At 51.9% G+C, this 24,934-nt stretch carries 22 protein-coding genes and 1 riboswitch; of the genes, 8 read left to right on the top strand and 14 right to left on the bottom strand.

Annotated elements, in window-relative coordinates; translation table 11 throughout:
- Positions 1 to 17 precede the first annotated feature (17 nt).
- Positions 18 to 1,307, top strand: a complete 1,290-nt coding sequence (purD, locus tag ACM5QY_RS06030; RefSeq protein ID WP_416119685.1) for a phosphoribosylamine--glycine ligase — start codon at positions 18 to 20, stop codon at positions 1,305 to 1,307.
- Positions 1,308 to 1,391: 84 nt separating this feature from the next.
- Here the strand turns inward: purD and ACM5QY_RS06025 are convergent, their stop codons facing one another.
- The 6 genes from ACM5QY_RS06025 to nudC all read right to left on the bottom strand — a co-directional run bounded on the left by ACM5QY_RS06025 (position 1,392) and on the right by nudC (position 5,832).
- Positions 1,392 to 2,033, bottom strand: a complete 642-nt coding sequence (locus tag ACM5QY_RS06025; protein WP_416122824.1) for a DUF1481 domain-containing protein — start codon at positions 2,031 to 2,033, stop codon at positions 1,392 to 1,394.
- A gap of 63 nt (positions 2,034 to 2,096) precedes the next feature.
- On the bottom strand, positions 2,097 to 2,369 hold the full coding sequence (gene hupA / locus ACM5QY_RS06020) for a nucleoid-associated protein HU-alpha (protein WP_013577396.1): 273 nt from the start codon (positions 2,367 to 2,369) through the stop codon (positions 2,097 to 2,099).
- Between the two features lie 190 nt (positions 2,370 to 2,559).
- Complete coding sequence (locus ACM5QY_RS06015) at positions 2,560 to 3,150, bottom strand: YjaG family protein (RefSeq protein ID WP_416119684.1); 591 nt, start codon at positions 3,148 to 3,150, stop codon at positions 2,560 to 2,562.
- 70 nt (positions 3,151 to 3,220) lie between these two features.
- Positions 3,221 to 3,901 (bottom strand): deoxyribonuclease V, encoded by a 681-nt coding sequence (nfi, locus tag ACM5QY_RS06010; protein ID WP_416119682.1) that lies wholly within the window; start codon positions 3,899 to 3,901, stop codon positions 3,221 to 3,223.
- Positions 3,902 to 3,910: 9 nt separating this feature from the next.
- Positions 3,911 to 4,975, bottom strand: coding sequence for a uroporphyrinogen decarboxylase (gene hemE / locus ACM5QY_RS06005; RefSeq protein WP_416119681.1), 1,065 nt, complete (start codon positions 4,973 to 4,975; stop codon positions 3,911 to 3,913).
- 71 nt (positions 4,976 to 5,046) lie between these two features.
- Positions 5,047 to 5,832 carry an NAD(+) diphosphatase gene (gene nudC, locus ACM5QY_RS06000; protein WP_416119679.1) on the bottom strand — a complete coding sequence of 262 codons (786 nt, stop codon included), beginning with the start codon at positions 5,830 to 5,832 and terminating at the stop codon, positions 5,047 to 5,049.
- Between the two features lie 98 nt (positions 5,833 to 5,930).
- Here nudC and rsd point away from each other — a divergent pair, with 98 nt between their 5' ends.
- From rsd to thiH, 7 genes are all read left to right on the top strand, one after another.
- Positions 5,931 to 6,440, top strand: a complete 510-nt coding sequence (gene rsd / locus ACM5QY_RS05995) for a sigma D regulator (protein WP_416119677.1) — start codon at positions 5,931 to 5,933, stop codon at positions 6,438 to 6,440.
- 80 nt (positions 6,441 to 6,520) lie between these two features.
- Positions 6,521 to 6,647: riboswitch (TPP riboswitch) on the top strand.
- Positions 6,648 to 6,791: 144 nt separating this feature from the next.
- Positions 6,792 to 8,756 carry a phosphomethylpyrimidine synthase ThiC gene (gene thiC, locus ACM5QY_RS05990; RefSeq protein WP_416119676.1) on the top strand — a complete coding sequence of 655 codons (1,965 nt, stop codon included), beginning with the start codon at positions 6,792 to 6,794 and terminating at the stop codon, positions 8,754 to 8,756.
- Positions 8,753 to 9,406, top strand: coding sequence for a thiamine phosphate synthase (thiE, locus tag ACM5QY_RS05985; protein ID WP_416119675.1), 654 nt, complete (start codon positions 8,753 to 8,755; stop codon positions 9,404 to 9,406). Before thiC ends, thiE begins: the two co-directional genes overlap by 4 nt.
- Complete coding sequence (locus tag ACM5QY_RS05980) at positions 9,399 to 10,148, top strand: HesA/MoeB/ThiF family protein (RefSeq protein WP_416119674.1); 750 nt, start codon at positions 9,399 to 9,401, stop codon at positions 10,146 to 10,148. Before thiE ends, ACM5QY_RS05980 begins: the two co-directional genes overlap by 8 nt.
- Entirely contained in the window at positions 10,145 to 10,345 is a 201-nt protein-coding gene (gene thiS / locus ACM5QY_RS05975; RefSeq protein ID WP_416119673.1) for a sulfur carrier protein ThiS, read from the top strand. The genes ACM5QY_RS05980 and thiS overlap by 4 nt, the downstream gene beginning before the upstream one ends.
- 3 nt (positions 10,346 to 10,348) lie before the next feature.
- Positions 10,349 to 11,128, top strand: a complete 780-nt coding sequence (locus tag ACM5QY_RS05970; protein ID WP_416119672.1) for a thiazole synthase — start codon at positions 10,349 to 10,351, stop codon at positions 11,126 to 11,128.
- Entirely contained in the window at positions 11,125 to 12,303 is a 1,179-nt protein-coding gene (gene thiH / locus ACM5QY_RS05965; protein WP_416119670.1) for a 2-iminoacetate synthase ThiH, read from the top strand. Before ACM5QY_RS05970 ends, thiH begins: the two co-directional genes overlap by 4 nt.
- Positions 12,304 to 12,543: 240 nt before the next feature.
- Here thiH and rpoC read toward each other — a convergent pair whose 3' ends face one another.
- The 8 genes from rpoC to secE form a co-directional block, all read right to left on the bottom strand.
- A complete protein-coding gene (gene rpoC, locus ACM5QY_RS05960) occupies positions 12,544 to 16,767 on the bottom strand; it encodes a DNA-directed RNA polymerase subunit beta' (RefSeq protein WP_416119669.1) in 4,224 nt (1,407 codons plus the stop codon).
- Between the two features lie 91 nt (positions 16,768 to 16,858).
- Positions 16,859 to 20,887, bottom strand: coding sequence for a DNA-directed RNA polymerase subunit beta (gene rpoB / locus ACM5QY_RS05955; protein WP_104924135.1), 4,029 nt, complete (start codon positions 20,885 to 20,887; stop codon positions 16,859 to 16,861).
- Between the two features lie 330 nt (positions 20,888 to 21,217).
- Entirely contained in the window at positions 21,218 to 21,583 is a 366-nt protein-coding gene (gene rplL, locus ACM5QY_RS05950) for a 50S ribosomal protein L7/L12 (RefSeq protein ID WP_013577410.1), read from the bottom strand.
- Between the two features lie 66 nt (positions 21,584 to 21,649).
- The gene (rplJ, locus tag ACM5QY_RS05945) at positions 21,650 to 22,147 is read right to left on the bottom strand and encodes a 50S ribosomal protein L10 (RefSeq protein ID WP_104924134.1); all 498 of its coding nucleotides are present in this window, start codon (positions 22,145 to 22,147) and stop codon (positions 21,650 to 21,652) included.
- 336 nt (positions 22,148 to 22,483) lie between these two features.
- Entirely contained in the window at positions 22,484 to 23,188 is a 705-nt protein-coding gene (gene rplA, locus ACM5QY_RS05940) for a 50S ribosomal protein L1 (RefSeq protein ID WP_104924133.1), read from the bottom strand.
- 3 nt (positions 23,189 to 23,191) lie between these two features.
- Complete coding sequence (gene rplK, locus ACM5QY_RS05935) at positions 23,192 to 23,620, bottom strand: 50S ribosomal protein L11 (protein ID WP_104924132.1); 429 nt, start codon at positions 23,618 to 23,620, stop codon at positions 23,192 to 23,194.
- 180 nt (positions 23,621 to 23,800) lie between these two features.
- Positions 23,801 to 24,346: a transcription termination/antitermination protein NusG gene (nusG, locus tag ACM5QY_RS05930; protein ID WP_104924131.1), complete on the bottom strand. Its 546-nt coding sequence runs from the start codon at positions 24,344 to 24,346 to the stop codon at positions 23,801 to 23,803.
- Positions 24,347 to 24,730, bottom strand: coding sequence for a preprotein translocase subunit SecE (secE, locus tag ACM5QY_RS05925; protein WP_034794996.1), 384 nt, complete (start codon positions 24,728 to 24,730; stop codon positions 24,347 to 24,349). It lies immediately after the preceding gene.
- Positions 24,731 to 24,934: the final 204 nt, after the last annotated feature.

Raw genomic sequence — 24,934 nt, 5'->3', positions numbered from 1 at the left:
TCACCCGGAGTCCTCGAATGAATATTTTAATTATCGGCAACGGCGGGCGTGAACATGCACTGGCATGGAAGGCATCGCAATCTCCACTGGCGGATAAAGTGTTTGTCGCACCCGGTAACGCCGGTACCGCGCTGGAACCTCTGCTGGAGAATGTTGATATCGCCGCGACCGATATCGCCGCTCTGCTGGCATTTGCCAAAAGCAATGATATCGGCCTGACCATTGTCGGCCCTGAAGCGCCGCTGGTGATTGGTGTGGTTGATGCGTTCCGCGCTGCTGGACTGAAAATTTTTGGCCCGACGCAGGAAGCTGCACAGCTGGAAGGCTCGAAAGCTTTCACTAAGGATTTCCTGGCTCGTCACAATATCCCAAGCGCGGATTACCAAAACTTCACCGAAATCGAACCGGCACTGGCTTATCTGCGCAGCAAAGGCGCGCCGATCGTCATTAAAGCCGACGGACTGGCTGCGGGCAAAGGTGTCATTGTGGCGATGACATTGAAAGAAGCGGAAGACGCCGTTCACGATATGTTGGCAGGAAACGCTTTTGGCGATGCAGGCAGCCGTATCGTTATCGAAGAATTCCTGGATGGCGAAGAAGCGAGTTTCATCGTGATGGTTGACGGCACAAATGTTCTGCCGATGGCAACCAGTCAGGATCACAAACGTGTTGGCGATGGCGACAGCGGCCCGAACACCGGCGGTATGGGCGCTTATTCTCCGGCACCGGTTGTCACGGATGAAATCCATCAGCGCGTGATGGATCAGGTTATCTGGCCGACTGTGCACGGCATGGCGGCTGAGAATAATACTTACACCGGTTTCCTGTATGCGGGTCTGATGATCTCCGCTGACGGCCAGCCGAAAGTGATCGAATTTAACTGCCGCTTTGGCGATCCGGAAACTCAGCCGATCATGTTGCGCCTGCGTTCCGATCTGGTCGATCTTTGTCTGGCCGGTTCAGAAGGCCGTCTGGCCGATAAAACATCCGAGTGGGATCCGCGTCCTTCACTGGGTGTGGTGATCGCCGCAGGCGGTTATCCTGCCGATTACAAAACCGGTGACGTGATCCACGGTCTGCCGCTGGAAGAAGCGCCAGACGGTAAAGTTTTCCATGCCGGAACCCGTTTGCAGGATGAACGCGTGGTGACGAATGGCGGACGCGTACTGTGCGTGACTGCGCTGGGTAAAACCGTCGAAGCCGCTCAGCAACGTGCTTATGATTTAGCGAAAGATATTCATTGGGAAGGCAGTTTCTGCCGCAAGGATATCGGCTATCGCGCGATTGACCGCGAACGTAATCTGTAATCAGGTTCACCTGACGATCAAATCCTGACGATCAAAAAAGGCACGCTCAGCGTGCCTTTCGTTTATACGTATACGCAAGCGGGATCAGAGATCTGACTCTTTGGGTTCCCACTGACAAAAATCTTGATTTGCGACCAGTAGCAATTCGTTGCCTTCCGGTGCCGTCAGCCAGGCAAGGCCGAGATTGTCGTTACTGCGACTGGCTCGTTTAGCCAGCCAGACCTGAGAACGGACGGTCAGCTTTGGCGTCACCTGCTCGCCTGCGCAGGTCGTGATCAAACCCTGCCGCCAGTTAGCCTGCACCAGCCGGACATTACCCACGCGCAGCGCACTACTCAGGTCGAGAATTTTTGCCGCTTCATATTTATAGCGCTCGATGTCATCTGAGGATAATTTTTCCCGACGCTCAGGAAGTTGTCGCTGCATAAAGCTGACATGCCCGCTGTCGTCAAAACGCAGCATCACGCCTAAATCCGTTTTAGTCGCATGCGTTTCTTTAATCAGGTGCAATTGCCCCTGCTGGAATTCGTATCGGGTAATGATCGTATCGCCGCCAAAATAGGGGCTGTATACGTTGAGAATAGTTTGAGGTTCGTTCTGTGCGTTGTCTTCACGCCAGAGGCGGTTGATACCTTGATCGGCAACATACCCGCTGGCAAAAAACAATTCAGGGGAATTTTTTGAACTACAACCCACCAGACCGAGAACCAGTAAACTTGCCACCAGTCTGGGGGTGATAAACTGAAGGGGCTTACAGGCCCCTCCGCTTATTCTTTTCACTGCAAGCAATTACTTAACAGCGTCTTTCAGAGCTTTACCAGAAACGAACGCAGGTACGTTTGCAGCTGCGATTTTGATTTCTTTACCAGTCTGTGGGTTACGACCAGTACGCTCGTTACGATGATTTACCTTGAAAGTCCCGAAACCAACCAATTGTACAGCATCACCTTCTTTCAGAGACTCGGTAATAGCAGACAGAGTAGATTCAAGAGCAACTTTGGCTTGTGCTTTGGAAAGATCAGCTTTGTCAGCAATTACATCAATCAGTTGAGTCTTGTTCATAAGTTATCCTTTACAGTGTGTTTATCGTTTGCAAAGCATCGAGTGCGACGGATATGCCGATTGACAGCACCCTCCTGCATACACGCACCGATAGCCACTTTTTTTACGCACCCCAAATGTAGACCAGACAGGGTGCGGATGTGAAGCCTTAAGGCACGACAAATCAGGCGTTAAATCACGTTTTCTAGCCTTATTGCGCTAAATTTATGCCAATGTTACTGACAGCGGCTTCACGCAGGTCAGAACGTAACCCTTTTATTAATTCCAGATCACGCTCTTCACAGTCAGCCAACAGGCGAAAAATCTCCCATTGGATGTCCCATTCTTCTTCAACAGCAGGAATGACTTTCAGCTCATCATCGGTCATTTCTTTACCGGCCTGAGTCATTTCCAGCATCGCAACAGTACGAATTGATGCTTCACTGACAGCAACCGCATGAGACAACGTCTCGCCGCTCAGACGTGAATGAATCAGTTCGCCTAATGCAATACAAGCATCAATGGCCGGGTAAACGCCATAAATGTCGTAGTCATCGGAAGAAGGCACCGCTTCCTCCAGTTTTTCGAGCTGTGAGTCAAAATTGACCTTGGCGTCTTTTACCACCAACGTTTCCCAGATTAAATCCAGGATACGGCGGTAAACCTGTGCCTCGCCAAACCCGGTTTCCAGGCAAAACGCCTGATAGTTCGGGTACATGCGTTCACACAAGCTCGCCATAAACGTCACGTGTTGCCAGCTTTCCAGCTTTTCCAGACGTAAATGTATTGGATTACGTAACATGAGTTGATCTCGTTAACTTTTCTGCGCGGGAGTTTACCTGAAATAAATCAATATCCCTATTCCTTGATTCCTAAAGATCATCACTCAACCGTTGCCAGCGTTGAAACGCTGCCCGGTTTGATGCCACAGCATCGGCCCAGCGGGTTGGCTCCGGCAAACGATATTGCCGCATACAGCGTTCAACCCAGTAAAGTGAAGATTCCATGCTGATGCGATTACCTGGTGAGATAAAAAGCGGGTTACAGCGTAGCTTACTGCGCCAGACCCAACCGATCTGCTCATCGCCATCATACAACGCCTGCTGGCTGTTCTTTTCTTCGCCGAGTGGCAGAAACTTCCCGCACAAACGGCTCTTGGCCACACCAATCGTTGGCACGTCGATCATCAGACCAAAATGGCTGGCGACACCCAGACGGCGCGGATGCGCAATACCCTGCCCGTCAACCAGCACCAGATCCGGGCGCAAAGTGATTTGCTGCCAGGCCTGCAACAGCGCCGGTAACTCCCGGAAAGAAAGGAAACCGGGAATATAAGGCATGACGGTCGGGATACGGGCTATCTGGTATTCCACCAGTTCAAGCGAGGGATAACGCAGAATCGCAACCGCGGCACGCGTCACTTCACCGCCTTGTTCAAAACCCACATCCACACCCGCGACAAGCGCCGGTGTAGTGAAATCAGGCGGATCCTGCAGTTCTGTCTGATCGGCGAGGATCCGTTGTTCTTCACGTAATGCACGGGTATCGATCATACGCCAGGTTTACTCGTGATACTGCCGCGACAGGCTGTGCACCGCTTCCACGAACGCACCGGCGTTTTCTGGCGGAACATCCTGATGAATACCGTGGCCCAGATTAAAGACATGGCCATTACCTTTACCAAAACCGGCCAGAATGGTTTCCACTTCCTGCTCGATACGAACCGGCGAAGCGTACAGCATGGAAGGATCCATGTTGCCCTGAATCGCCACTTTGTCGCCTACGCGACGACGGGCTTCGGCAATATCCGTTGTCCAGTCAAGGCCCAGCGCGTCACAACCGGTTGCCGCCATCGCTTCCAGCCATTGTCCGCCGCCTTTGGTGAACAGCGTCACTGGCACGCGGCGACCTTCGTTTTCACGGATCAGACCGTCGACAATCTTGTGCATGTAGTTCAGGGAGAACTCGCGGTAATCGCGAGGCGTGAGTACGCCGCCCCAGGTGTCAAAAATCATGACAGACTGCGCGCCCGCTTTGATTTGGGCATTAAGGTAGAGAATGACGCTATCGGCCACTTTATCGAGCAAAAGGTGCAAAGTCTGCGGATCGGCATACATCATCTTTTTGATTTTTGTGAAGGCTTTGCTGCTGCCTCCTTCGATCATATATGTCGCCAGTGTCCACGGGCTGCCGGAAAAACCGATAAGCGGCACTTCACCTTTGAGGTTTTTACGGATAGTGCGAACCGCGTTCATGACGTAGCCCAGTTCCATTTCCGGATCAGGGACGGGCAGTTTTTCGACATCGGCACGGCAGGTCAGCGGAGAAGAAAAACGGGGGCCTTCACCGGCTTCGAAATACAACCCCAGCCCCATGGCGTCAGGAATGGTAAGGATGTCAGAGAACAGAATCGCGGCGTCCAGCGGGTAGCGACGCAGTGGCTGGAGGGTCACTTCACAGGCCAGCTCCGCATTCTTGCAAAGCGACATAAAATCACCGGCTACAGCGCGGGTTTCTTTGTACTCTGGCAAATAACGGCCCGCCTGACGCATCATCCAGACCGGTGTGATATCCACAGGCTGGCGTAACAGGGCGCGCAGGTAGCGGTCATTTTTCAACTCATTCATTCTGTCTTTTTCCTTCAATATTCGGGCCGCCCGAAAATAATCTGGCGGCATTCTACCATGCAACACTCCTGCTACACGTCGTCTTCATCTCTTTCTGCGCGGCACAGCGCAACTGTATCTTCAATCAACCGGCGGGCGATGGTTCCCGGCGGCGGCAACTGTGGCAGCTGATCAAAGCGATACCAGCCCGCGCTGAGCAGCTCTTTCGGATCGTGCACGATGTCACCGCTGTCATAGTCGGCCATAAACGCCATCATCAGCGAATTCGGGAACGGCCAAGGCTGAGAGCTGACGTACCGGACGTTTTTCACGCGGATATTGCTCTCCTCCATGACCTCACGCGCCACGGTTTCTTCGAGGGTTTCGCCGACTTCAACGAAACCGGCCAGTACCGTGTGAATACCATTACGGTGACGAACATGCTGCGCCAGCAAAATCTCATCACCCCGGCGGATAGCGACAATGATGCAGGGCGCGATTTGCGGATAATACCGTTCACGACAGTTCCCGCACAGCGCAGCCCATTCCGTTTTACTGACCTGCATTTCATGCCCGCAGTAGCCGCAGAATTTGTGCGAACGGTAAAATTCCGACAGTTGCACGCCGCGCCCGACCAGTTGGAATAGCCCGCGTTCCTGATCGAGCATCTGCCGCGCGGACACCATGTGATGGTGCATCGCCTGACGCACCATCCACACCGGCTCGCCCTGCCACTCGCCAATCTGACGCCCAATTTTGCCTGTCAGCGCAAACTTTTCAGCGCTGCCAAACGGCAGTTCACCTTCAGGCAGCCACAGCTTGCCTTCATAGCTGATCACCCACCAGCCGGTATGTTGTTCTGTAATCTGTAATTCCATAATTGTTGTTGCATAACCTCGACGAGACTGACAATCTGGGGTTGATATTTACATATTAGTAACCTTTGGTTACTTTTTTCTCGCTCACGGAGTCAACCATGCTAAATCGTCTGGAAAGACTGACCCAACGCGTTGGTGGCAGTAATGAGTTAGTGGATCAATGGCTGCACGCACGCAAAGAACTGCTGGTGTCTTACTGCACACTGGTCGGCCTGAAACCCAATAAAGAAAAACATACACCGCTGAATGAAAAAGCGTTGGACAACTTTTGCCATAACCTGGTGGATTATCTGTCCGCCGGCCATTTCCACCTTTATCAGCGGATCATTGATGAAGTGGAAGGTGCAGAGATAAAATTACAGGCTGCGAAAATATACCCCGCACTCGAGCTCAATACTGAAGCTATCATGGCTTTCCATGACAGTTACACCGAAAATGATATTGATGATGACAATGCTTTCGCATTTCATTATGCATTATCTGATGTGGGTGAAGCGTTGGATGCGCGTTTTCAGCTCGAGGATCAACTGATCATTCTGGCCTTTGATCCGGAAAGTCGCAAAGAATTACCTTCTGCAAACGAAGAGCATCTCGCCAAACCCGCGTAACGTGTTACGTCTGCACAACACGTTGCCACAATAAAAACCCTGCTCAGGGTTGTAGTTTTTAAAACGGCCTCCTATATTGAGGCTTCTTGTCGGAGTGCCTCGTGCAAAATTTCCTCGCGGAGATGATGCCAGGCTGAGACCGTTAATTCGGGATCCGCGGAACCTGATCGGGTTAGTACCCGCGAAGGGAACAAGAGTAATGTTATGCGTTTAGCGCGATTTGGCATCAGCCTGCATACGGCCGCCAGCGTTCAACCGCCCATTTTTACTCCTGCCGTAAACCTCCAGACAAGCAATTTTCCATTACGTTCTGTCACGCTTTTGCCGTGAAAACAACACAAGGAATTTGCTATGTCGAGTACCCAGAAACCCGTTACATCCGAAAAAAAGCCCGCTAACCGCCGCGAACAACGCGCACAGGCACAGTCGTTTATCGACAGCCTGCAAGGCGAAGCCTTTCCCAATTCCCGACGTATCTATCTCCAGGGCAACCACGCTGATATTCGTGTCCCTATGCGGGAAATCCAGCTCAGCCCGACGCTGATCGGCGGCGGAAAAGACAATCCGCAGTTTGAAGAAAACGAAGCGATTCCGGTTTATGACACCGCCGGGCCGTATGGCGATCCGTCTGCAACTATCGACGTGCATACCGGTCTGGAAAAATTGCGCGCCCGCTGGATAACCGGACGCGCCGATACCGAAGAACTTCCACAGGTCAGCTCCGGTTTTACTCAGCAGCGTCTGGCCGATGAAGGACTGGATCATTTGCGGTTCGAGCATCTGCCGCGCCCGCGAAAAGCCCTTGCCGGTAAAAATGTCACGCAGTTACATTATGCGCGCCGGGGCATGATTACTCCTGAGATGGAATTCATCGCCATCCGTGAAAATATGGGGCGTGAGCGGATCCGCGGAGAAGTTCTGCGCCAGCAACATCCCGGCGAAAGCTTCGGAGCGCACCTGCCCGCCAATATCACTGCGGAATTTGTGCGCCAGGAAGTCGCCGCCGGTCGCGCGATTATCCCCGCCAATATCAACCACCCTGAATCCGAGCCGATGATCATTGGCCGCAATTTTCTGGTGAAGGTGAATGCCAATATCGGTAACTCAGCGGTGACGTCCTCCATCGAAGAAGAAGTTGAAAAGCTGGTGTGGTCGACACGCTGGGGCGCGGATACCGTGATGGATCTCTCCACCGGCCGCTATATCCACGAAACCCGCGAATGGATCCTGCGTAACAGCCCGGTTCCGATTGGCACCGTTCCGATTTATCAGGCTCTGGAAAAAGTGAACGGCATTGCCGAAAACCTGAACTGGGAAATGTTCCGCGATACCCTGCTGGAACAGGCCGAGCAAGGCGTGGATTACTTCACCATACACGCAGGCGTGCTGCTGCGTTACGTACCGATGACCGCCAAACGCCTGACCGGCATTGTTTCGCGCGGCGGCTCAATCATGGCGAAATGGTGCCTGTCGCATCATCGCGAAAGCTTTCTGTATGAGAATTTCCGTGAGATCTGCGAAATCTGCGCCGCCTACGATGTCTCGCTTTCGCTGGGCGACGGCCTGCGTCCGGGCTCAATTCAGGATGCAAACGACGAAGCGCAGTTCGCAGAATTGCATACGCTGGGCGAGCTGACGAAAATCGCCTGGGAATATGACGTACAGGTGATGATTGAAGGGCCGGGGCATGTGCCGATGCAAATGATCCGCCGCAATATGACCGAAGAACTCGAGCATTGCCATGAAGCGCCGTTCTATACGCTCGGGCCACTGACGACCGACATTGCACCCGGTTACGATCACTTCACGTCCGGGATTGGCGCGGCGATGATTGGCTGGTTCGGTTGCGCCATGCTGTGTTACGTCACGCCAAAAGAGCATCTTGGCCTGCCGAACAAAGAAGACGTTAAACAGGGTTTGATTACCTACAAGATAGCAGCGCACGCGGCAGATTTAGCGAAAGGCCATCCGGGCGCACAAATCCGTGATAACGCCATGTCTAAAGCGCGGTTTGAATTCCGCTGGGAAGACCAGTTTAATCTGGCGCTCGATCCGGCCACAGCACGCGCTTATCACGATGAAACTCTCCCGCAGGAATCCGGAAAAGTCGCACACTTCTGTTCAATGTGCGGCCCAAAATTCTGCTCAATGAAAATCACGCAAGAAGTTCGCGATTACGCCGCCGCGCTGGAAGCCAAAGCCCGGCCTATCGAACTTATGGAATCCGGCATGGCACAAATGTCTGCGGAATTCCGTTCGCGCGGCAGCGAGCTTTATCATCCTGCCAGCCATTACACGCCGGAGATCAGTAAATGAGTCGGCACGCTAAAACGTTCCCGTCCGTTCCTTTCCATCTGGGTTTATATCCGGTGGTGGATACTGTCGAATGGATTGCCCGCCTGCTGGATGCGGGCGTTAAAACGCTGCAACTGCGGGTGAAAGATTTACCCGATGAAGACGTCGAACCCGCCATTATCGACGCCATTACGCTGGGACGAAAATATGACGCGCGGCTGTTCATTAACGATTACTGGCGTCTGGCGGTAAAACATCAGGCATACGGCGTGCATTTAGGTCAGGAAGATCTGGATACCGCCGATTTGCAGGCCATTCTTGATGCCGGTTTGCGTCTGGGCGTATCGACGCATGACGATGAAGAACTGGCCCGCGCCGTGGCGGTCAATCCGTCTTATATCGCACTCGGCCATATTTTCCCGACGCAGACCAAAGATATGCCGTCGGCGCCGCAGGGGTTGTCGGAATTAGCCCGACACATTAGGCAGCTGAACGGCAGTTTCCCGACAGTCGCCATCGGCGGCATCAGTATTGACCGCGCACCGTCGGTTCTTGATTGCGGCGTCGGCAGCATCGCCGTCGTCAGCGCCATAACGCAGGCCGCGGACTGGCGCGCGGCCACCGCGCAACTGCTGGCCTTATGCGCCAGCAAGGTTCCGGAAGATGCTTAACGACGCGGCCTTTATGCGTTACAGCCGGCAACTGATGCTGGAAGAATTCGGTCCACAGGCGCAGGAAAAGTTACTGGCGGCAAAAGTGCTGATCGTCGGGCTCGGCGGTCTGGGTTCACCGGCAGCGCTTTATCTGGCGGCAGCGGGTATCGGTACGTTATTTCTGGCCGATGATGACACACTGCACATCACCAATCTTCAGCGGCAAATTCTGTACCGTACCACTGACCTTGACCAACCGAAAGCCAGACTGGCGAAACGCGAGCTGCTGCGCCTGAACCCACTTTGTGAAGCCGTTGCCATCACTGAACGGCTTGCAGGAGAAGCTCTGCTTCGGGCCGTCGGCAATGCCGATATCGTCTTGGATTGCAGCGACAACATGGAAACCCGCCATGCGGTCAATAAAGCCTGCGTTGAAGCGGGTAAAACGTTGATCAGCGGCAGCGCAGTCGGATTCAGCGGCCAGCTTCTGGTCATCGAAGCGCCCTATCTTCACGGCTGCTACGCCTGTTTGTATCCGGATCAGGAAACAGTACAGCGCAACTGCCGGACATCAGGCGTACTCGGGCCAGTCGTCGGCACCATCGGCACATTGCAGGCGCTGGAAACGCTGAAAATTCTGGCGGGGTTACCGAGTTCTCTCAGCGGAAAGCTGCGGCTGTTCGACGGAAAAACGCAAAACTGGCGTTCCCTGCAACTTACGCGTTCACCGGGTTGTGCCGTCTGCGGAGGCCAGCCATGAACATTCTGGTCAACGAAGAGACGCATCATTTCGCTGATCCTCTGACGCTGAATACGTTGCTTAATCTGCTGGATCTGAACCCGGCGGGGAGCGCGCTGGCGGTCAATCAGATCATTATTCCGCGTGATAACTGGCTTTTTCACTTACTGAAAGACGGTGATCAGGTTCTGCTCTTTCAGGCGATTGCCGGAGGCTGAAACATGTTAAAAATTGCTGATACTACGTTTACCTCACATTTGTTTACCGGGACAGGAAAGTTCGCCAATGCTTCTTTGATGCAGCAATCGCTCGCGGCATCCGGTTCTCAGCTGGTAACGATGGCGATGAAACGCGTCGATCTGCGGCGCGGCGGCGATGACATTCTTTCGCCTTTGCAGCAACTTGGCGTGCGCTTGTTGCCGAATACGTCAGGGGCGAAAACGGCAGAAGAAGCCGTGTTTGCTGCCCAACTGGCACGCGAAGCGCTGGGGACGCACTGGGTCAAACTGGAAATCCATCCGGACATGAAATATCTGCTGCCTGATGCCATCGAAACCCTGAAGGCCGCAGAAATATTGGTGAAACAAGGGTTTGTCGTTTTGCCTTATTGCAGTGCTGATCCGGTACTGTGTAAACGCCTCGAAGAAGCCGGATGCGCTGCGGTGATGCCGCTTGGCGCACCGATTGGTTCTAATCAAGGGCTGCAAACCCGCGAGTTCCTGCAAATTATTATCGAACAGGCGCGGGTGCCCGTTGTGGTGGATGCCGGGATCGGCGCACCCAGTCAGGCCGCCCAAGCGCTTGAAATGGGCGCGGACGCCGTGCTGGTAAATACGGCAATTGCCGTTGCGCGGGATCCGGTTTCCATGGCGACGGCATTTCGTCTGGCTGTTGAAGCGGGCGTGCTTGCCCGTCAAAGCGGATTAGGAGGCCGGCAGCGATACGCCAGCGCATCCAGCCCGCTGACCCGTTTTCTGACTTCCCCGCAGGCAAGTTTATGAGCGACTTTACCGATGTCTGGTCGACGGTCGACTGGGATGATATTTCCCTGCGAATTAACAGCAAAACAGCACACGATGTTGAACGGGCGCTGAGCCAGAGCAAAATAGACCGCGATGATTTTATGGCACTGATTTCTCCGGCCGCGTTACCGTATCTCGAAGAAATGGCACAGCGCGCACAGCAGCTCACCCGCCAGCGTTTCGGCAATACCGTGAATTTCTTTGCGCCTCTTTATCTCTCCAATCTTTGCGCTAACGAATGCACGTACTGCGGCTTTTCGATGAGCAACAAGATCAAACGCAAAACACTGGACGAAGAAGAGATTAGCGCTGAATGTGAGGCGCTGAATGCGCTGGGCTTCAAACATCTGTTGCTGGTGACGGGCGAGCATAAAGGGAAAGTCGGCATGGATTATTTCCGCCGTCATTTCCCCGCTATCCGCAGCCATTTTGATTCGCTGATGATTGAAGTGCAGCCGCTGCAGCAGGAGGAATACGCCGAGTTAAAAACGCTGGGGCTGGACGGTGTTCTGGTTTATCAGGAAACCTATCACGCACCGACTTACGCGTTGCATCATCTTCGCGGGCAAAAACAAGATTTCTTCTGGCGGCTGGAAACCCCAGACCGGCTGGGACGCGCGGGAATCGATAAGATCGGGCTTGGGGCGTTGTTCGGGCTTTCGGGAAACTGGCGCACGGACAGTTATATGGTGGCCGAGCATTTGCTTTATCTGCAACAAACCTACTGGAAAAGCCGTTATTCGGTGGCGTTCCCGAGATTGCGCCCGTGTACCGGCGGAATCGAACCGGCTTCATTGCTGGAGGAAAACCAACTGGTGCAGCTAATTTGCGCTTTCCGGATGCTTTCACCGGATGTTGAGCTTTCTCTGTCGACACGCGAATCACCGTATTTCCGCGATCATGTCATTCCTCTGGCGATCAACACGGTCAGCGCCGGATCCAAAACTCAACCGGGCGGTTATGCAGACGATCATCCTGAACTGGAACAATTCGCGCCACATGATAACCGCTCACCACAGCGGGTGGCGGCGGCATTAACGCAGGCTGGATTACAGCCGGTGTGGAAAGACTGGGACAGTTTTTTGGGGCGTGCGCCGCAGGAAAATGTCGCCAGACAGCAACGCAGTAATCTCTCAGGAATGCGCATTCCATAAAGCGATTTTGCACCTCGCGCCAGCACGCCGGGAAGGTTACCGTGCCGTTGTCGCTGCATCATCGCAACCGGCCAGCGCCACATATCCCGGCGCTGCTTCCAACCAGCCGGAACAGGTTATCGTCCAGTTTCCTGTTCCGGCTCCTCTCTATTATTCATCCGTAAATCCAACGCATCGTTATTTCAGGCAAAAAAAAACCGCTCCCGAAGGAGCGGCTTGATACGTTTCGACAGCGGACGATTACTCGTCGTTGCTGTTACCGAAACCTGCGTTCAGAAGTTCAGCCAGGTTAGCCGTTGCTTCATCCGCGCTCACCGGTGGTGCGACTGGCACATCACCCTGTGCTTTACGACGTGCACGTTCCTGATGGTAAGAGTAACCGGTACCGGCTGGGATCAGACGACCCACGATAACGTTCTCTTTCAGGCCACGCAGTTCATCACGTTTACCGGCAACAGCCGCTTCGGTAAGAACGCGCGTGGTTTCCTGGAACGACGCAGCAGAGATGAAGGATTCGGTCGCCAAAGAGGCTTTGGTAATACCGAGCAGGTCACGGCTGAATGTTGCCGTGATTTTGCCTTCAGCTTCCAGCTTACGGTTAGCGATTTTAACGCGAGACATTTCTGCCTGCTCGCCTTCCAGGAAGTCTGTGCCGCCCGCGCTAACGATGGTGCCTTTACGCAACATCTGACGAACGATAACTTCGATGTGTTTATCGTTAATCTTAACGCCTTGCAGACGGTAAACTTCCTGCACTTCGTTGGTGATGTAGCGGGTAACCGCATGAACACCACGAAGACGCAGAATGTCGTGTGGAGACTCAGGGCCGTCGGATACGACGTCACCACGTTCCACAACTTCACCTTCGAACACGTTCAGCTGACGCCATTTTGGAATCATTTCTTCGTAAGCATCGCTGCCATCCAACGGAGAAATTACCAGACGACGTTTGCCTTTGGTTTCTTTACCGAAGGAGATGATCCCGCTGATTTCAGCAAGGATTGCAGGCTCTTTCGGACGACGCGCTTCGAACAAGTCAGCAACGCGTGGCAGACCACCGGTGATGTCCTTGGTACCGCCGGATTCCTGAGGAATACGCGCAAGGGTGTCACCAGAGTGAATCTGAGTACCATCTTCCAACTGAACGATGGCTTTACCTGGCAGGAAGTATTGAGCAGGCATATCTGTACCTGGGATCAATACGTCGTCGCCTTTGGCATCAACGATTTTCAGTGCCGGACGCAGGTCTTTACCGCTACCAGTACGTTCTGCAGAATCCAGAACTACCAGAGAGGACAAACCGGTCAGGTCATCTGTCTGACGTGTTATGGCCTGAGTATCAATCATATCGGCAAAGCGAATGAAACCACTCACTTCACTGATAACTGGCATTGTGTGCGGATCCCAGTTAGCAACGGTTTCGCCGCCGTTAACGGATGCGCCATCACCTTTGCCCATCACGGAACCGTAAGGCACTTTATAGCTTTCTTTGGTACGACCGAATTCGTCGATCAACTTCAGCTCAGTGTTACGGGAAGTGATAACCAATTTGCCGTTAGAGTTGCTAACGTGCTTATGGTTGCTCAGTCTAATGGTACCGGTGTTTTTCACCTGGATGCTGGATTCAGCAGCCGCACGAGATGCCGCACCACCGATGTGGAACGTACGCATCGTCAGCTGAGTACCCGGTTCACCGATGGACTGTGCTGCAATAACACCGATCGCTTCACCTTTGTTGATGATGTGACCACGTGCCAGGTCGCGACCGTAGCAGTTTGCACACACACCAAAGTCGGTTTCGCAACTTACGACTGAACGTACTTTCACGCTGTCGACGGAGTTTTCTTCTAACAGATCACACGTCTTCTCGTGAAGCAGGGTGTTACGTGGAACCAGGATATCTGCCGTACCCGGCTTGATGATATCTTCAGCAGTTACACGACCCAATACACGTTCGCGCAGTGGTTCTTTAACGTCGCCACCTTCGATGACCGGAGTCATCATGATGCCTTCGTGAGTACCACAGTCGTCTTCGGTAACAACCAGATCCTGTGCCACGTCAACCAGACGACGGGTCAGATAACCGGAGTTCGCCGTTTTCAGTGCGGTATCCGCCAAGCCTTTACGCGCACCGTGAGTAGAGATGAAGTACTGGAGTACGTTCAGACCTTCACGGAAGTTCGCGGTGATTGGCGTTTCAATGATGGAACCATCCGGCTTAGCCATCAGGCCACGCATACCGGCCAGCTGACGAATCTGTGCAGCAGAACCACGCGCACCGGAGTCGGCCATCATAAAGATACTGTTGAAGGAAACCTGCTGTTCAACAACACCGTCACGGTTGACGACGTCTTCAACAGACAAGTTTTCCATCATTGCCTTAGCAACACGTTCGTTGGCCGCAGCCCAGATGTCGATCACTTTGTTATAGCGTTCGCCAGCAGTGACCAGACCAGACTGGAACTGTTCCTGGATTTCAGCAACTTCGGTTTCTGCTTCTTCGATGATCTCTGCTTTCTTCGCAGGGATTACCATGTCATCGATACCGACTGACGCGCCTGAACGGGCAGCGTAGGCAAAACCGGTGTACATGATCTGGTCAGCAAAAATAACGGTCGGCTTCAGGCCCAAAATGCGGTAACAAGTGTTCAGCATTTTGGAGATAGCTTTTTTGCCAAGAGGCTGGTTGACGATAGAGAACGGCAGACCTTTTGGCACGATCATCCACAGGATGGCGCGACCGACAGTCGTGTCGATAATCGATGTCTTATGCGTAACTTCGCCTTCGGTATTTTTGATTTCTTCGGTAATACGCACTTTGACACGCGCATGCAGAGAGGCCAAACCGCCGCGGTAAATACGCTCAGCTTCTTTAGGACCGGTCAGAACCATGCCTTCGCCTTTGGCGTTAACACAGTCACGGGTCATGTAGTACAGACCCAATACAACGTCCTGAGAAGGAACAATGATTGGCTCGCCGTTCGCAGGTGACAGGATGTTGTTGGTAGACATCATCAACGCACGCGCTTCCAGCTGGGCTTCCAGCGTCAGCGGTACGTGAACAGCCATCTGGTCACCATCGAAGTCGGCGTTGTAAGCCGCACAAACCAGCGGGTGCAGCTGGATTGCTTTACCTTCGATCAGAACCGGTTCAAACGCCTGGATACCCAAACGGTGCAGGGTTGGTGCACGGTTCAGCAGTACCGGGTGTTCGCGGATAACTTCGTCCAGGATATCCCAAACGACAGCTTCTTCGCGCTCAACCATTTTCTTAGCGGCTTTGATAGTGGTGGCCAAGCCACGCAGCTCCAATTTGCCGTAGATGAACGGTTTGAACAGTTCCAGTGCCATTTTCTTCGGCAGACCACACTGGTGCAGACGCAGGTATGGACCTACGGTGATAACGGAACGACCCGAGTAGTCGACACGTTTACCCAGCAAGTTCTGACGGAAACGACCCTGTTTACCTTTGATCATGTCTGCCAGAGATTTCAGCGGACGCTTGTTCGAGCCGGTGATAGCACGACCGCGACGGCCGTTATCCAGCAAAGCATCGACCGCTTCTTGCAGCATACGTTTTTCGTTACGTACGATGATGTCTGGCGCAGCCAGATCCAAAAGGCGCTTCAGGCGGTTGTTACGGTTAATCACGCGACGATACAGATCGTTCAGATCCGACGTTGCGAAACGGCCGCCGTCCAACGGAACCAATGGACGCAAGTCTGGTGGCAGTACCGGCAGCACGGTCAGGATCATCCACTCAGGTTTGTTACCAGATTGAACGAACGCTTCCAGCAGCTTGATACGCTTGGTCAGCTTCTTACGTTTGGTTTCGGAGTTAGTTTCGTTCAACTCTTGACGCAGTTGTTCGCACTCGGCTTCCAGATCCATGTTTTTCAACAGAGCCTGAATAGCTTCCGCACCCATCTTCGCGTCAAACTCATCACCAAACTCTTCCAACGCATCCAGATACTGCTCTTCAGTCAGAATCTGGCGTTTTTCGAGGTTAGTCATGCCGCCTTCGATAACCACATAGGATTCGAAGTACAGAACACGTTCGATGTCACGCAGTGGCATATCCAGCAGCAAACCGATGCGCGATGGCAGCGATTTAAGGAACCAGATGTGTGCAGTCGGAGAAGCCAGTTCGATGTGGCCCATACGCTCACGGCGTACTTTAGTCTGGGTCACTTCAACGCCGCACTTCTCGCAGATCACGCCGCGATGTTTTAAACGCTTGTACTTACCGCACAGGCATTCATAGTCTTTTACTGGTCCGAAAATACGGGCGCAGAAAAGGCCGTCACGTTCAGGTTTGAACGTACGGTAGTTAATGGTTTCTGGCTTCTTCACTTCACCAAAAGACCAAGAACGGATCATGTCTGGCGATGCCAGAGCAATTTTGATCGCATCAAACTCTTCGGTCTTAGTTTGCGCTTTCAGAAACTTTAGTAAGTCTTTCACGGATTAGCTCCCGTCGGGTTAGACCTGTTAGGCACCTGCTGCCTGTCTCCAGACAGACAGGTGCCCCTGTGATCATTGCGAATTCGAGTACTTACTCGTCTTCCAGCTCGATGTTGATACCCAGAGAACGGATTTCTTTCAACAGTACGTTGAAGGATTCCGGCATGCCTGGTTCCATACGATGATCGCCATCTACGATGTTTTTATACATCTTAGTACGGCCGTTAACGTCATCGGACTTAACAGTCAGCATTTCCTGCAGGGTATAAGCGGCACCGTATGCTTCCAGTGCCCACACTTCCATCTCACCGAAGCGCTGACCACCGAACTGAGCTTTACCACCCAGCGGCTGCTGAGTAACGAGGCTGTAAGAACCGGTAGAACGCGCGTGCATCTTATCGTCAACCAGGTGGTTCAGTTTCAGCATGTACATGTAGCCGACGGTAACCTGACGCTCGAATTGCTCGCCGGTACGGCCGTCAAACAGTGTGATCTGACCAGAGGTTGGGACGCCGCCCATTTCAAGCAGTTGCTTGATCTCTGTCTCTTTCGCACCATCAAAGACTGGTGTTGCGATTGGCATACCCTTTTTCAGGTTTTCTGCCAGACGCAATACTTCGTCATCGGTGAAGGTGGTCAGATCAACTTTCTGACGTACGTCGTCGCCCAGATCATAGGCACGCTGGATGAACTCGCGCAGCTTAGAAACTTCTTCATGTTTCTTCAGCATGGCATTGATTTTTTCACCAATACCTTTCGCGGCCATACCCAGGTGGGTTTCCAAAATCTGACCAATGTTCATACGTGATGGAACGCCCAGCGGGTTCAGTACGATATCAACAGGAGTCCCGTTTTCATCGTAAGGCATATCTTCGATCGGGTTGATCTTAGAGATAACACCTTTGTTACCGTGGCGGCCTGCCATCTTGTCACCAGGCTGGATTTGACGTTTAACGGCCAAATACACTTTAACGATTTTCAGCACACCAGGTGCCAGGTCATCGCCCTGAGTGATTTTACGACGCTTAGCTTCAAGTTTTTTCTCAAACTCGGATTTCAGTTCGTCGTACTGTTCAGCAAGCTGTTCCAGCTGATTCTGTTTGTCTTCGTCAGTCAATGACAGTTCTAACCAACGATCGCGAGGCAATTTGCCCAGCTTGTCAGCTTCAACACCGCCAGCAACCAGCGCAGACTGGATACGTGCAAACAGGCCCGCTTCCAGGATTTGCAGCTCTTCAGTCAGGTCTTTCTTAGCCTGTTTCAGCTGCATTTCTTCGATTTCTAACGCACGTTTGTCTTTTTCCACGCCATCGCGGGTGAAGACTTGTACGTCAATAATCGTACCGGAAACACCATTTGGTACACGCAGAGAAGAGTCTTTAACATCAGACGCTTTCTCACCGAAGATCGCACGCAGCAGTTTCTCTTCCGGAGTCAGCTGAGTTTCACCTTTAGGTGTAACTTTACCGACCAGAATGTCACCACCGGTGACTTCAGCACCGATATAAACGATACCGGATTCATCCAATTTGGAGAGCGCAGCTTCACCCACGTTAGGGATGTCAGCGGTGATCTCTTCAGGCCCTAACTTGGTGTCACGGGACACACATGCCAGTTCCTGGATGTGGATGGTCGTGAAGCGATCTTCCTGCACAACTCGTTCGGAGACCAAGATGGAGTCTTCGAAGTTGTAACCGTTCCAAGGCATGAACGCGACACGCATGTTCTGACCCAGAGCCAGTTCGCCCAGATCTGTTGACGGACCATCTGCCAGCACGTCGCCGCGCTCGATTGGCTCGCCCAGATTTACACACGGCATTTGGTTGATGCAGGTGTTCTGGTTAGAACGGGTGTATTTGGTCAGGTTATAAATGTCGATACCTGCTTCGCCCGGGTACATCTCTTCTTCGTTAACACGAATAACGATACGGGATGCATCCACGTACTGAACAATACCGCCACGTTTGGCTACGGCAGTAACACCGGAGTCAACCGCTACAGCACGTTCCATACCAGTACCGACCAGCGGCTTATCAGCGCGCAGGGTTGGAACTGCCTGACGTTGCATGTTCGCACCCATCAATGCACGGTTGGCGTCATCGTGTTCCAGGAATGGAATCAGAGAAGCACCAACGGAGACGATCTGCTGGGTGGAAACGTCCATGTAGTCAACCTGATCGCGGCTAAACAGGCTTGATTCGCCTTTGCTACGACAAGTGACTAAGTCTTCCAGGAAGTGGCCTTCTTCGTCCAGGTTGGAGTTCGCCTGAGCGATGACGAAGTTGCCTTCTTCAATGGCAGACAGGTAGTTAATTTCATCGGTAACCATGCCTTCACGCACACGGCGGTAAGGGGTTTCCAGGAAACCGTACTCATTGGTCTGTGCGTAGACAGACAAGGAGTTGATCAGACCGATGTTTGGACCTTCCGGCGTTTCGATTGGGCATACGCGACCGTAGTGAGTCGGGTGTACGTCTCGAACTTCAAAGCCAGCACGTTCACGGGTCAAACCGCCCGGGCCCAATGCAGAGATACGACGTTTGTGCGTGATCTCAGACAACGGGTTGTTCTGGTCCATAAATTGTGACAGCTGGCTTGAACCGAAGAACTCTTTCACCGCCGCCGAGATCGGCTTAGCGTTGATCATGTCCTGAGGCATCAGGGTATCGAGGTCGCCAAGAGACAGACGCTCTTTAACAGCACGCTCAACACGAACCAAACCTACACGGAATTGGTTTTCAGCCATTTCGCCGACAGAACGAATACGACGGTTGCCCAAGTGGTCGATATCATCCACTTCGCCCTGGCCGTTACGAATGCCGATCAGCTTTCTCATTACCTGGATGATGTCATCTTTGCTCAGAATGCCTGAACCTTCGATTTCATCACGCAACAGAGAACGGTTGAACTTCATACGACCCACTGCAGACAGGTCGTAACGATCTTCAGAGAAGAACAGGTTCTCAAACAGGCTTTCAGCAGCTTCGCGAGTTGGTGGTTCACCAGGGCGCATCATGCGGTAGATCTCAACCAATGCGCTCAAACGATCGCTGGTTGGGTCGACGCGGATGGTCTCGGACATGTAAGCGCCATGATCGAGATCGTTGGTGAACAGCGTTTCAATAGTTTTGTGTCCGGCCTGGCTCAATTTAGCCAGTAAATCCAGAGACAATTCCATGTTCGCAGGGACAATCAGCTCACCGGTATTAGTATCGATGTAGTCTTTAGCAACGACTTTCCCTGCGATGTACTCAACAGGAACTTCGATGCGCTGAATGTCGTCTTTTTCAAGCTGGCGAATATGGCGAGCAGTGATACGGCGGCCTTTCTCGATATAAACTTTGCCGTCAGCTTCGATATCAAAGGAAGCTGTTTCACCACGCAGGCGCTCAGGTACCAGTTCCATCTGCAACTTGTTGTCGCGGATCTGGTAAATCACCTTCTCAAAGAACAGGTCAAGGATCTGCTCAGTGGTATAGCTTAATGCACGCAGGATGATAGTCGCTGGCAATTTGCGGCGACGGTCAATACGTACAAACAGGTTGTCTTTCGGGTCAAACTCGAAATCTAACCATGAACCGCGATAAGGGATGATACGTGCGTTGTACAGCACTTTGCCCGATGAGTGGGTTTTACCCTTATCACTGTCAAAGAATACGCCCGGACTACGGTGAAGCTGAGATACGATAACCCTCTCAGTACCGTTAATCACAAAGGTACCATTTTCGGTCATGAGCGGAATTTCGCCCATATAGACTTCTTGTTCCTTGATGTCTTTGACCGTACCTTCTGGTGCTTCACGCTCGTAGATGACCAGACGCAGTTTCACACGCAGTGGCGCGGAGAAAGTTACACCACGGATCTGGCATTCTTTAACGTCGAATACTGGCTCACCAAGACGGTAGCTAACGTATTGCAGCTCAGAATTACCGCTGTAGCTTTTGATTGGAAATACAGAACGGAATGCAGCTTCCAAACCGTGCTGGCCTTCCGGATCTTGCTCGATAAACTTCTGGAACGAGTCAAGCTGGATAGAAAGGAGAAAGGGAATGTCCAAAACTTGTGGACGTTTACCAAAATCCTTACGAATGCGTTTTTTCTCGGTATAGGAGTAAACCATAGGGTTCCTCAGCTCGCTGATCAGTGACCCAATCTTGTCTGCCCTGAGAAGGACAGTTCATGCAACACCGTTTATGTCGACCGGAAAGCAGAAACGCTTCCCGCAATACCTGTTTCTATCACTCTTAAATCATTTCGTTGTGCATTATCCCTGGATGAGCCAAGGCAAGCGGCAGCAATATATTAAGGCGTATCAAGAAGAGATATTAGAGTAGTTCAGTGCTCAAACAGTGTGAAACACCACTGACACTCTATAGCGCAAAAAGGCTGGTGACTAAAAAGTCACCAGCCATCAGTCTGTTAGGACAGACTGCACTCCGGGAAGTTAAACTTACTTAACTTCAACAGAAGCACCAGCTTCTTCCAGAGATTTTTTCAGAGCTTCAGCGTCGTCTTTGCTGATGCCTTCTTTCAGAGCTGCTGGAGCAGACTCAACCAGGTCTTTAGCTTCTTTCAGACCCAGGCCAGTTGCGGTACGAACAGCTTTGATAACTGCAACTTTGTTCGCGCCAACAGCAGCCAGAACAACGTCGAACTCAGTTTTTTCTTCAACAGCTTCAGCAGCAGCAGCAGGACCTGCAACAGCAGCAGCAGCAGAAACGCCGAATTTTTCTTCCATAGCGGAGATCAGTTCAACGATTTCCATTACAGACAGAGCTGCAACGCCTTCAATGATTTGTTCTTTAGTGATTGACATTTCAAGTGTTCCTAGAATTCAGAAATAGTGTATACGTAAGCAAATGAACGAGAGAAGAAAGGCTGATTAAGCAGCTTCTTTCTGATCGCGTACAGCAGCCAGAGTGCGAACCAATTTGCCTGCAGCGGCTTCTTTCATGGTTGCCATCAGGCGTGCGATTGCTTCTTCGTAAGTAGGCAGAGTTGCCAAGCGGTCGATTTGAGCCGCAGAGATAAACTCACCTTCAAAGGCCGCAGCTTTAACCTCAAATTTTGCATTCGCTTTAGCGAAATCTTTGAACAGACGGGCAGCAGCGCCTGGGTGTTCAGTAGAGAATGCAATCAAGGTTGGACCGACAAACGTGTCTTTCAGGCACTCAAACTGAGTACCTTCTACGACGCGACGCATCAAGGTGTTGCGAACAACACGCATGTAAACGCCAGCTTCACGACCTGCTTTACGCAGTTCAGTCATTTTATCTACAGTTACGCCACGGGAATCCGCAACAACCGCAGACAGCGCGCCTTTGGCTACTTCGATGACTTCAGCAACAATCGCTTGTTTGTCTTGAAGATTTAATGCCATTAGCTTTTTGCTCCTGGATTTGGCCGGGGAAAATCCCCGGAACTCACATCGCTTGTTACCGAGATCGATATCAAGCGTTCAAACACGGTGAGCAGAGAATCCAGCAAAGACAAATCTTAATTCTTTATAAAAAAGACAAAGAAATATTTTCTTCAGGCTCTGTCACCGTCTACGCAGGAAGAATTAAGTCCTTTTCAGGACACCTGCGGTCTTGGACGGAGGCCTGGATAGGCCAGGCTCCAACCGAAAATTCTTGGTTTCGCATTAACGAAACAACGGGCCATAGATTCTAGACAAATCTATCGCCCGCGTAAAGCGATAAACGCAGGCAGTTAATTAGTTAACTACAGCGCTCAGGCCGCTTTGATCAACAGAAAGACCCGCGCCCATGGTAGTGGACAGGCTTACTTTCTTGATGAAAACGCCTTTAGCCTGAGAAGGCTTCGCTTTTTTCAGCGCGACCAACAGAGCTTCCAGGTTTTCTTTCAGCTTGTCGGATTCGAAATCAACCTTACCAATAGTGGTATGGATGATGCCGTTTTTGTCGTTACGGTAACGAACCTGACCTGCTTTAGCATTCTTAACTGCTTCAGCAACGTTAGGCGTTACAGTACCCACTTTCGGGTTAGGCATCAGGCCACGTGGACCCAGAACCTGACCTAATTGGCCAACAACGCGCATTGCATCTGGAGATGCGATAACAACGTCGAAGTTCATCTCGCCTTTCTTGATCATGTCAGCCAGATCTTCCATACCTACCAGTTCAGCGCCTGCAGCTTTAGCAGCTTCAGCGTTTGCACCTTGGGCGAAGACGGCAACGCGAACAGAACGACCGGTGCCGTGTGGCAGTACGGTTGCGCCGCGAACGTTTTGATCAGATTTACGTGCGTCGATGCCGAGGTTAACGGCAACGTCCACGCTTTCTACGAATTTAGCAGTGGCCAGCTCTTTGAGCAGAGCAACGGCTTCGGTGATGTCATACTGTTTAGTAGCATCAACTTTGTCACGGATCACGCGCATGCGCTTGGTCAGCTTAGCCATTTATTAATCCTCCACTACCAGGCCCATGGAACGAGCAGTACCTTCGATGGAGCGAGTCATCGCTTCAACGTTAGAACCAGTCATGTCCGCAGCTTTGGTTTCTGCGATTTCACGAACCTGAGCACTCGTTACTTTACCCACTTTGTCTTTGTTCGGCTTGCCAGAACCAGACTTGATACCAGCCGCTTTCTTCAGCAATACTGCTGCAGGAGGGGTTTTGGTAACGAAGGTGAAAGAACGGTCAGAATAAACGGTAATAACAACAGGAGTTGGCAGGCCTTTTTCCATGCTTTCAGTCTTAGCATTGAACGCCTTACAAAATTCCATGATGTTCACGCCTTGCTGACCCAGAGCTGGACCAACTGGCGGACTTGGGTTTGCCATACCAGCTGCAACTTGCAGCTTAACGTAGGCTTGTACTTTCTTGGCCATGGTAAATATCCTCGTTTGGGTGATATCGCCTGTTTGAAGAGGCTCCCCGTTATTGGCAGTACTTTATTCTTTAAATTTTTTATGTGCAGAGGCTGCACATAAAAACAAAAGGCGCGAAATTGTAGTTCAATTTCGCGCCTTGTACAACATCTGTTCTAATGAATATTTAGAAATATGTTGTTAGCCTTTTTCAACCTGCCCGAAATCCAGTTCGACCGGTGTTGCACGACCAAAGATGGAAACAGACACTTTCAAGCGGCTCTTTTCGTAATCAACTTCTTCGACCACACCATTGAAGTCCGCAAACGGACCGTCGTTAACACGTACCAGTTCACCTGGTTCAAACAGTGTTTTAGGACGTGGCTTATCACCCGCTTGTTGCAGGCGATTCATGATCGCATCAACTTCTTTATCGCTGATTGGTGCAGGACGATCTGACGTTCCGCCAATGAAGCCCATCACACGAGGAACGCTGCGAACTAAGTGCCAGCTGGCATCATTCATTACCATCTGTACCAGCACATAACCCGGGAAGAATTTACGTTCGCTTTTACGGCGCTGGCCACCACGGATCTCAACCACTTCTTCGGTTGGGACCATGACTTCACCAAACAATTCTTCCATGTCATGTAATTTGATGTGCTCACGCAGCGATTGCGCCACGCGGCCTTCAAAGCCAGAAAACGCCTGAACGACGTACCAACGTTTTTTAGGTGCTTCAGACATTTAGAACCTCAAGCCAGTAATGAAAGATACCAGGCGGACTAAAATACCATCCAGCCCCCACAGAATCAGAGACATAACGGCAGTCACCGCAGCAACGATCAGTGTGGTATGCAATGTTTCCTGGCGCGTCGGCCAAATGACTTTACGTACTTCGGTGCGTGCTTCACGAGCAAACGCAACTGTCGCCTTGCCTTTGGTGGTCAATAAAGCCACTGCGCCTGCAATTGCGATAATAACTACTACGGCTAACGCGCGTAACGGCAGGCTGTATGCACGGTAATAATAGTTACCGACAATAGCTACAACCAACAAAACGGCAACAACCAGCCACTTTACCGCTTCCAGGCCGCGCCCGCTCCCTTGAGCCTCGGTATTCGCACTCATAAACCAACCCGTCACAATGATTCAGAACAAACAACTTTGCCTCGCATTGCGAGGCAAACCAAACCGATCGATGCTCTACTTGAGCGCAATTCGGTGTTTTACGCTATATCTAAGAGCCTATCTCACCAGTGATTATGACGTATAAATCGCTGATGAGATAGGTTCTAGCACCACAGCGTATAAAAAAGGGCATCGAATGATGCC

It is taken from the genome of Rahnella sp. PCH160 (assembly GCF_047784855.1).
In the GTDB taxonomy this organism is placed as follows: domain Bacteria; phylum Pseudomonadota; class Gammaproteobacteria; order Enterobacterales; family Enterobacteriaceae; genus Rahnella.
Note: the sequence above shows the minus strand (reverse complement) of the source record. Positions and strands in the feature narration are given on the sequence as shown.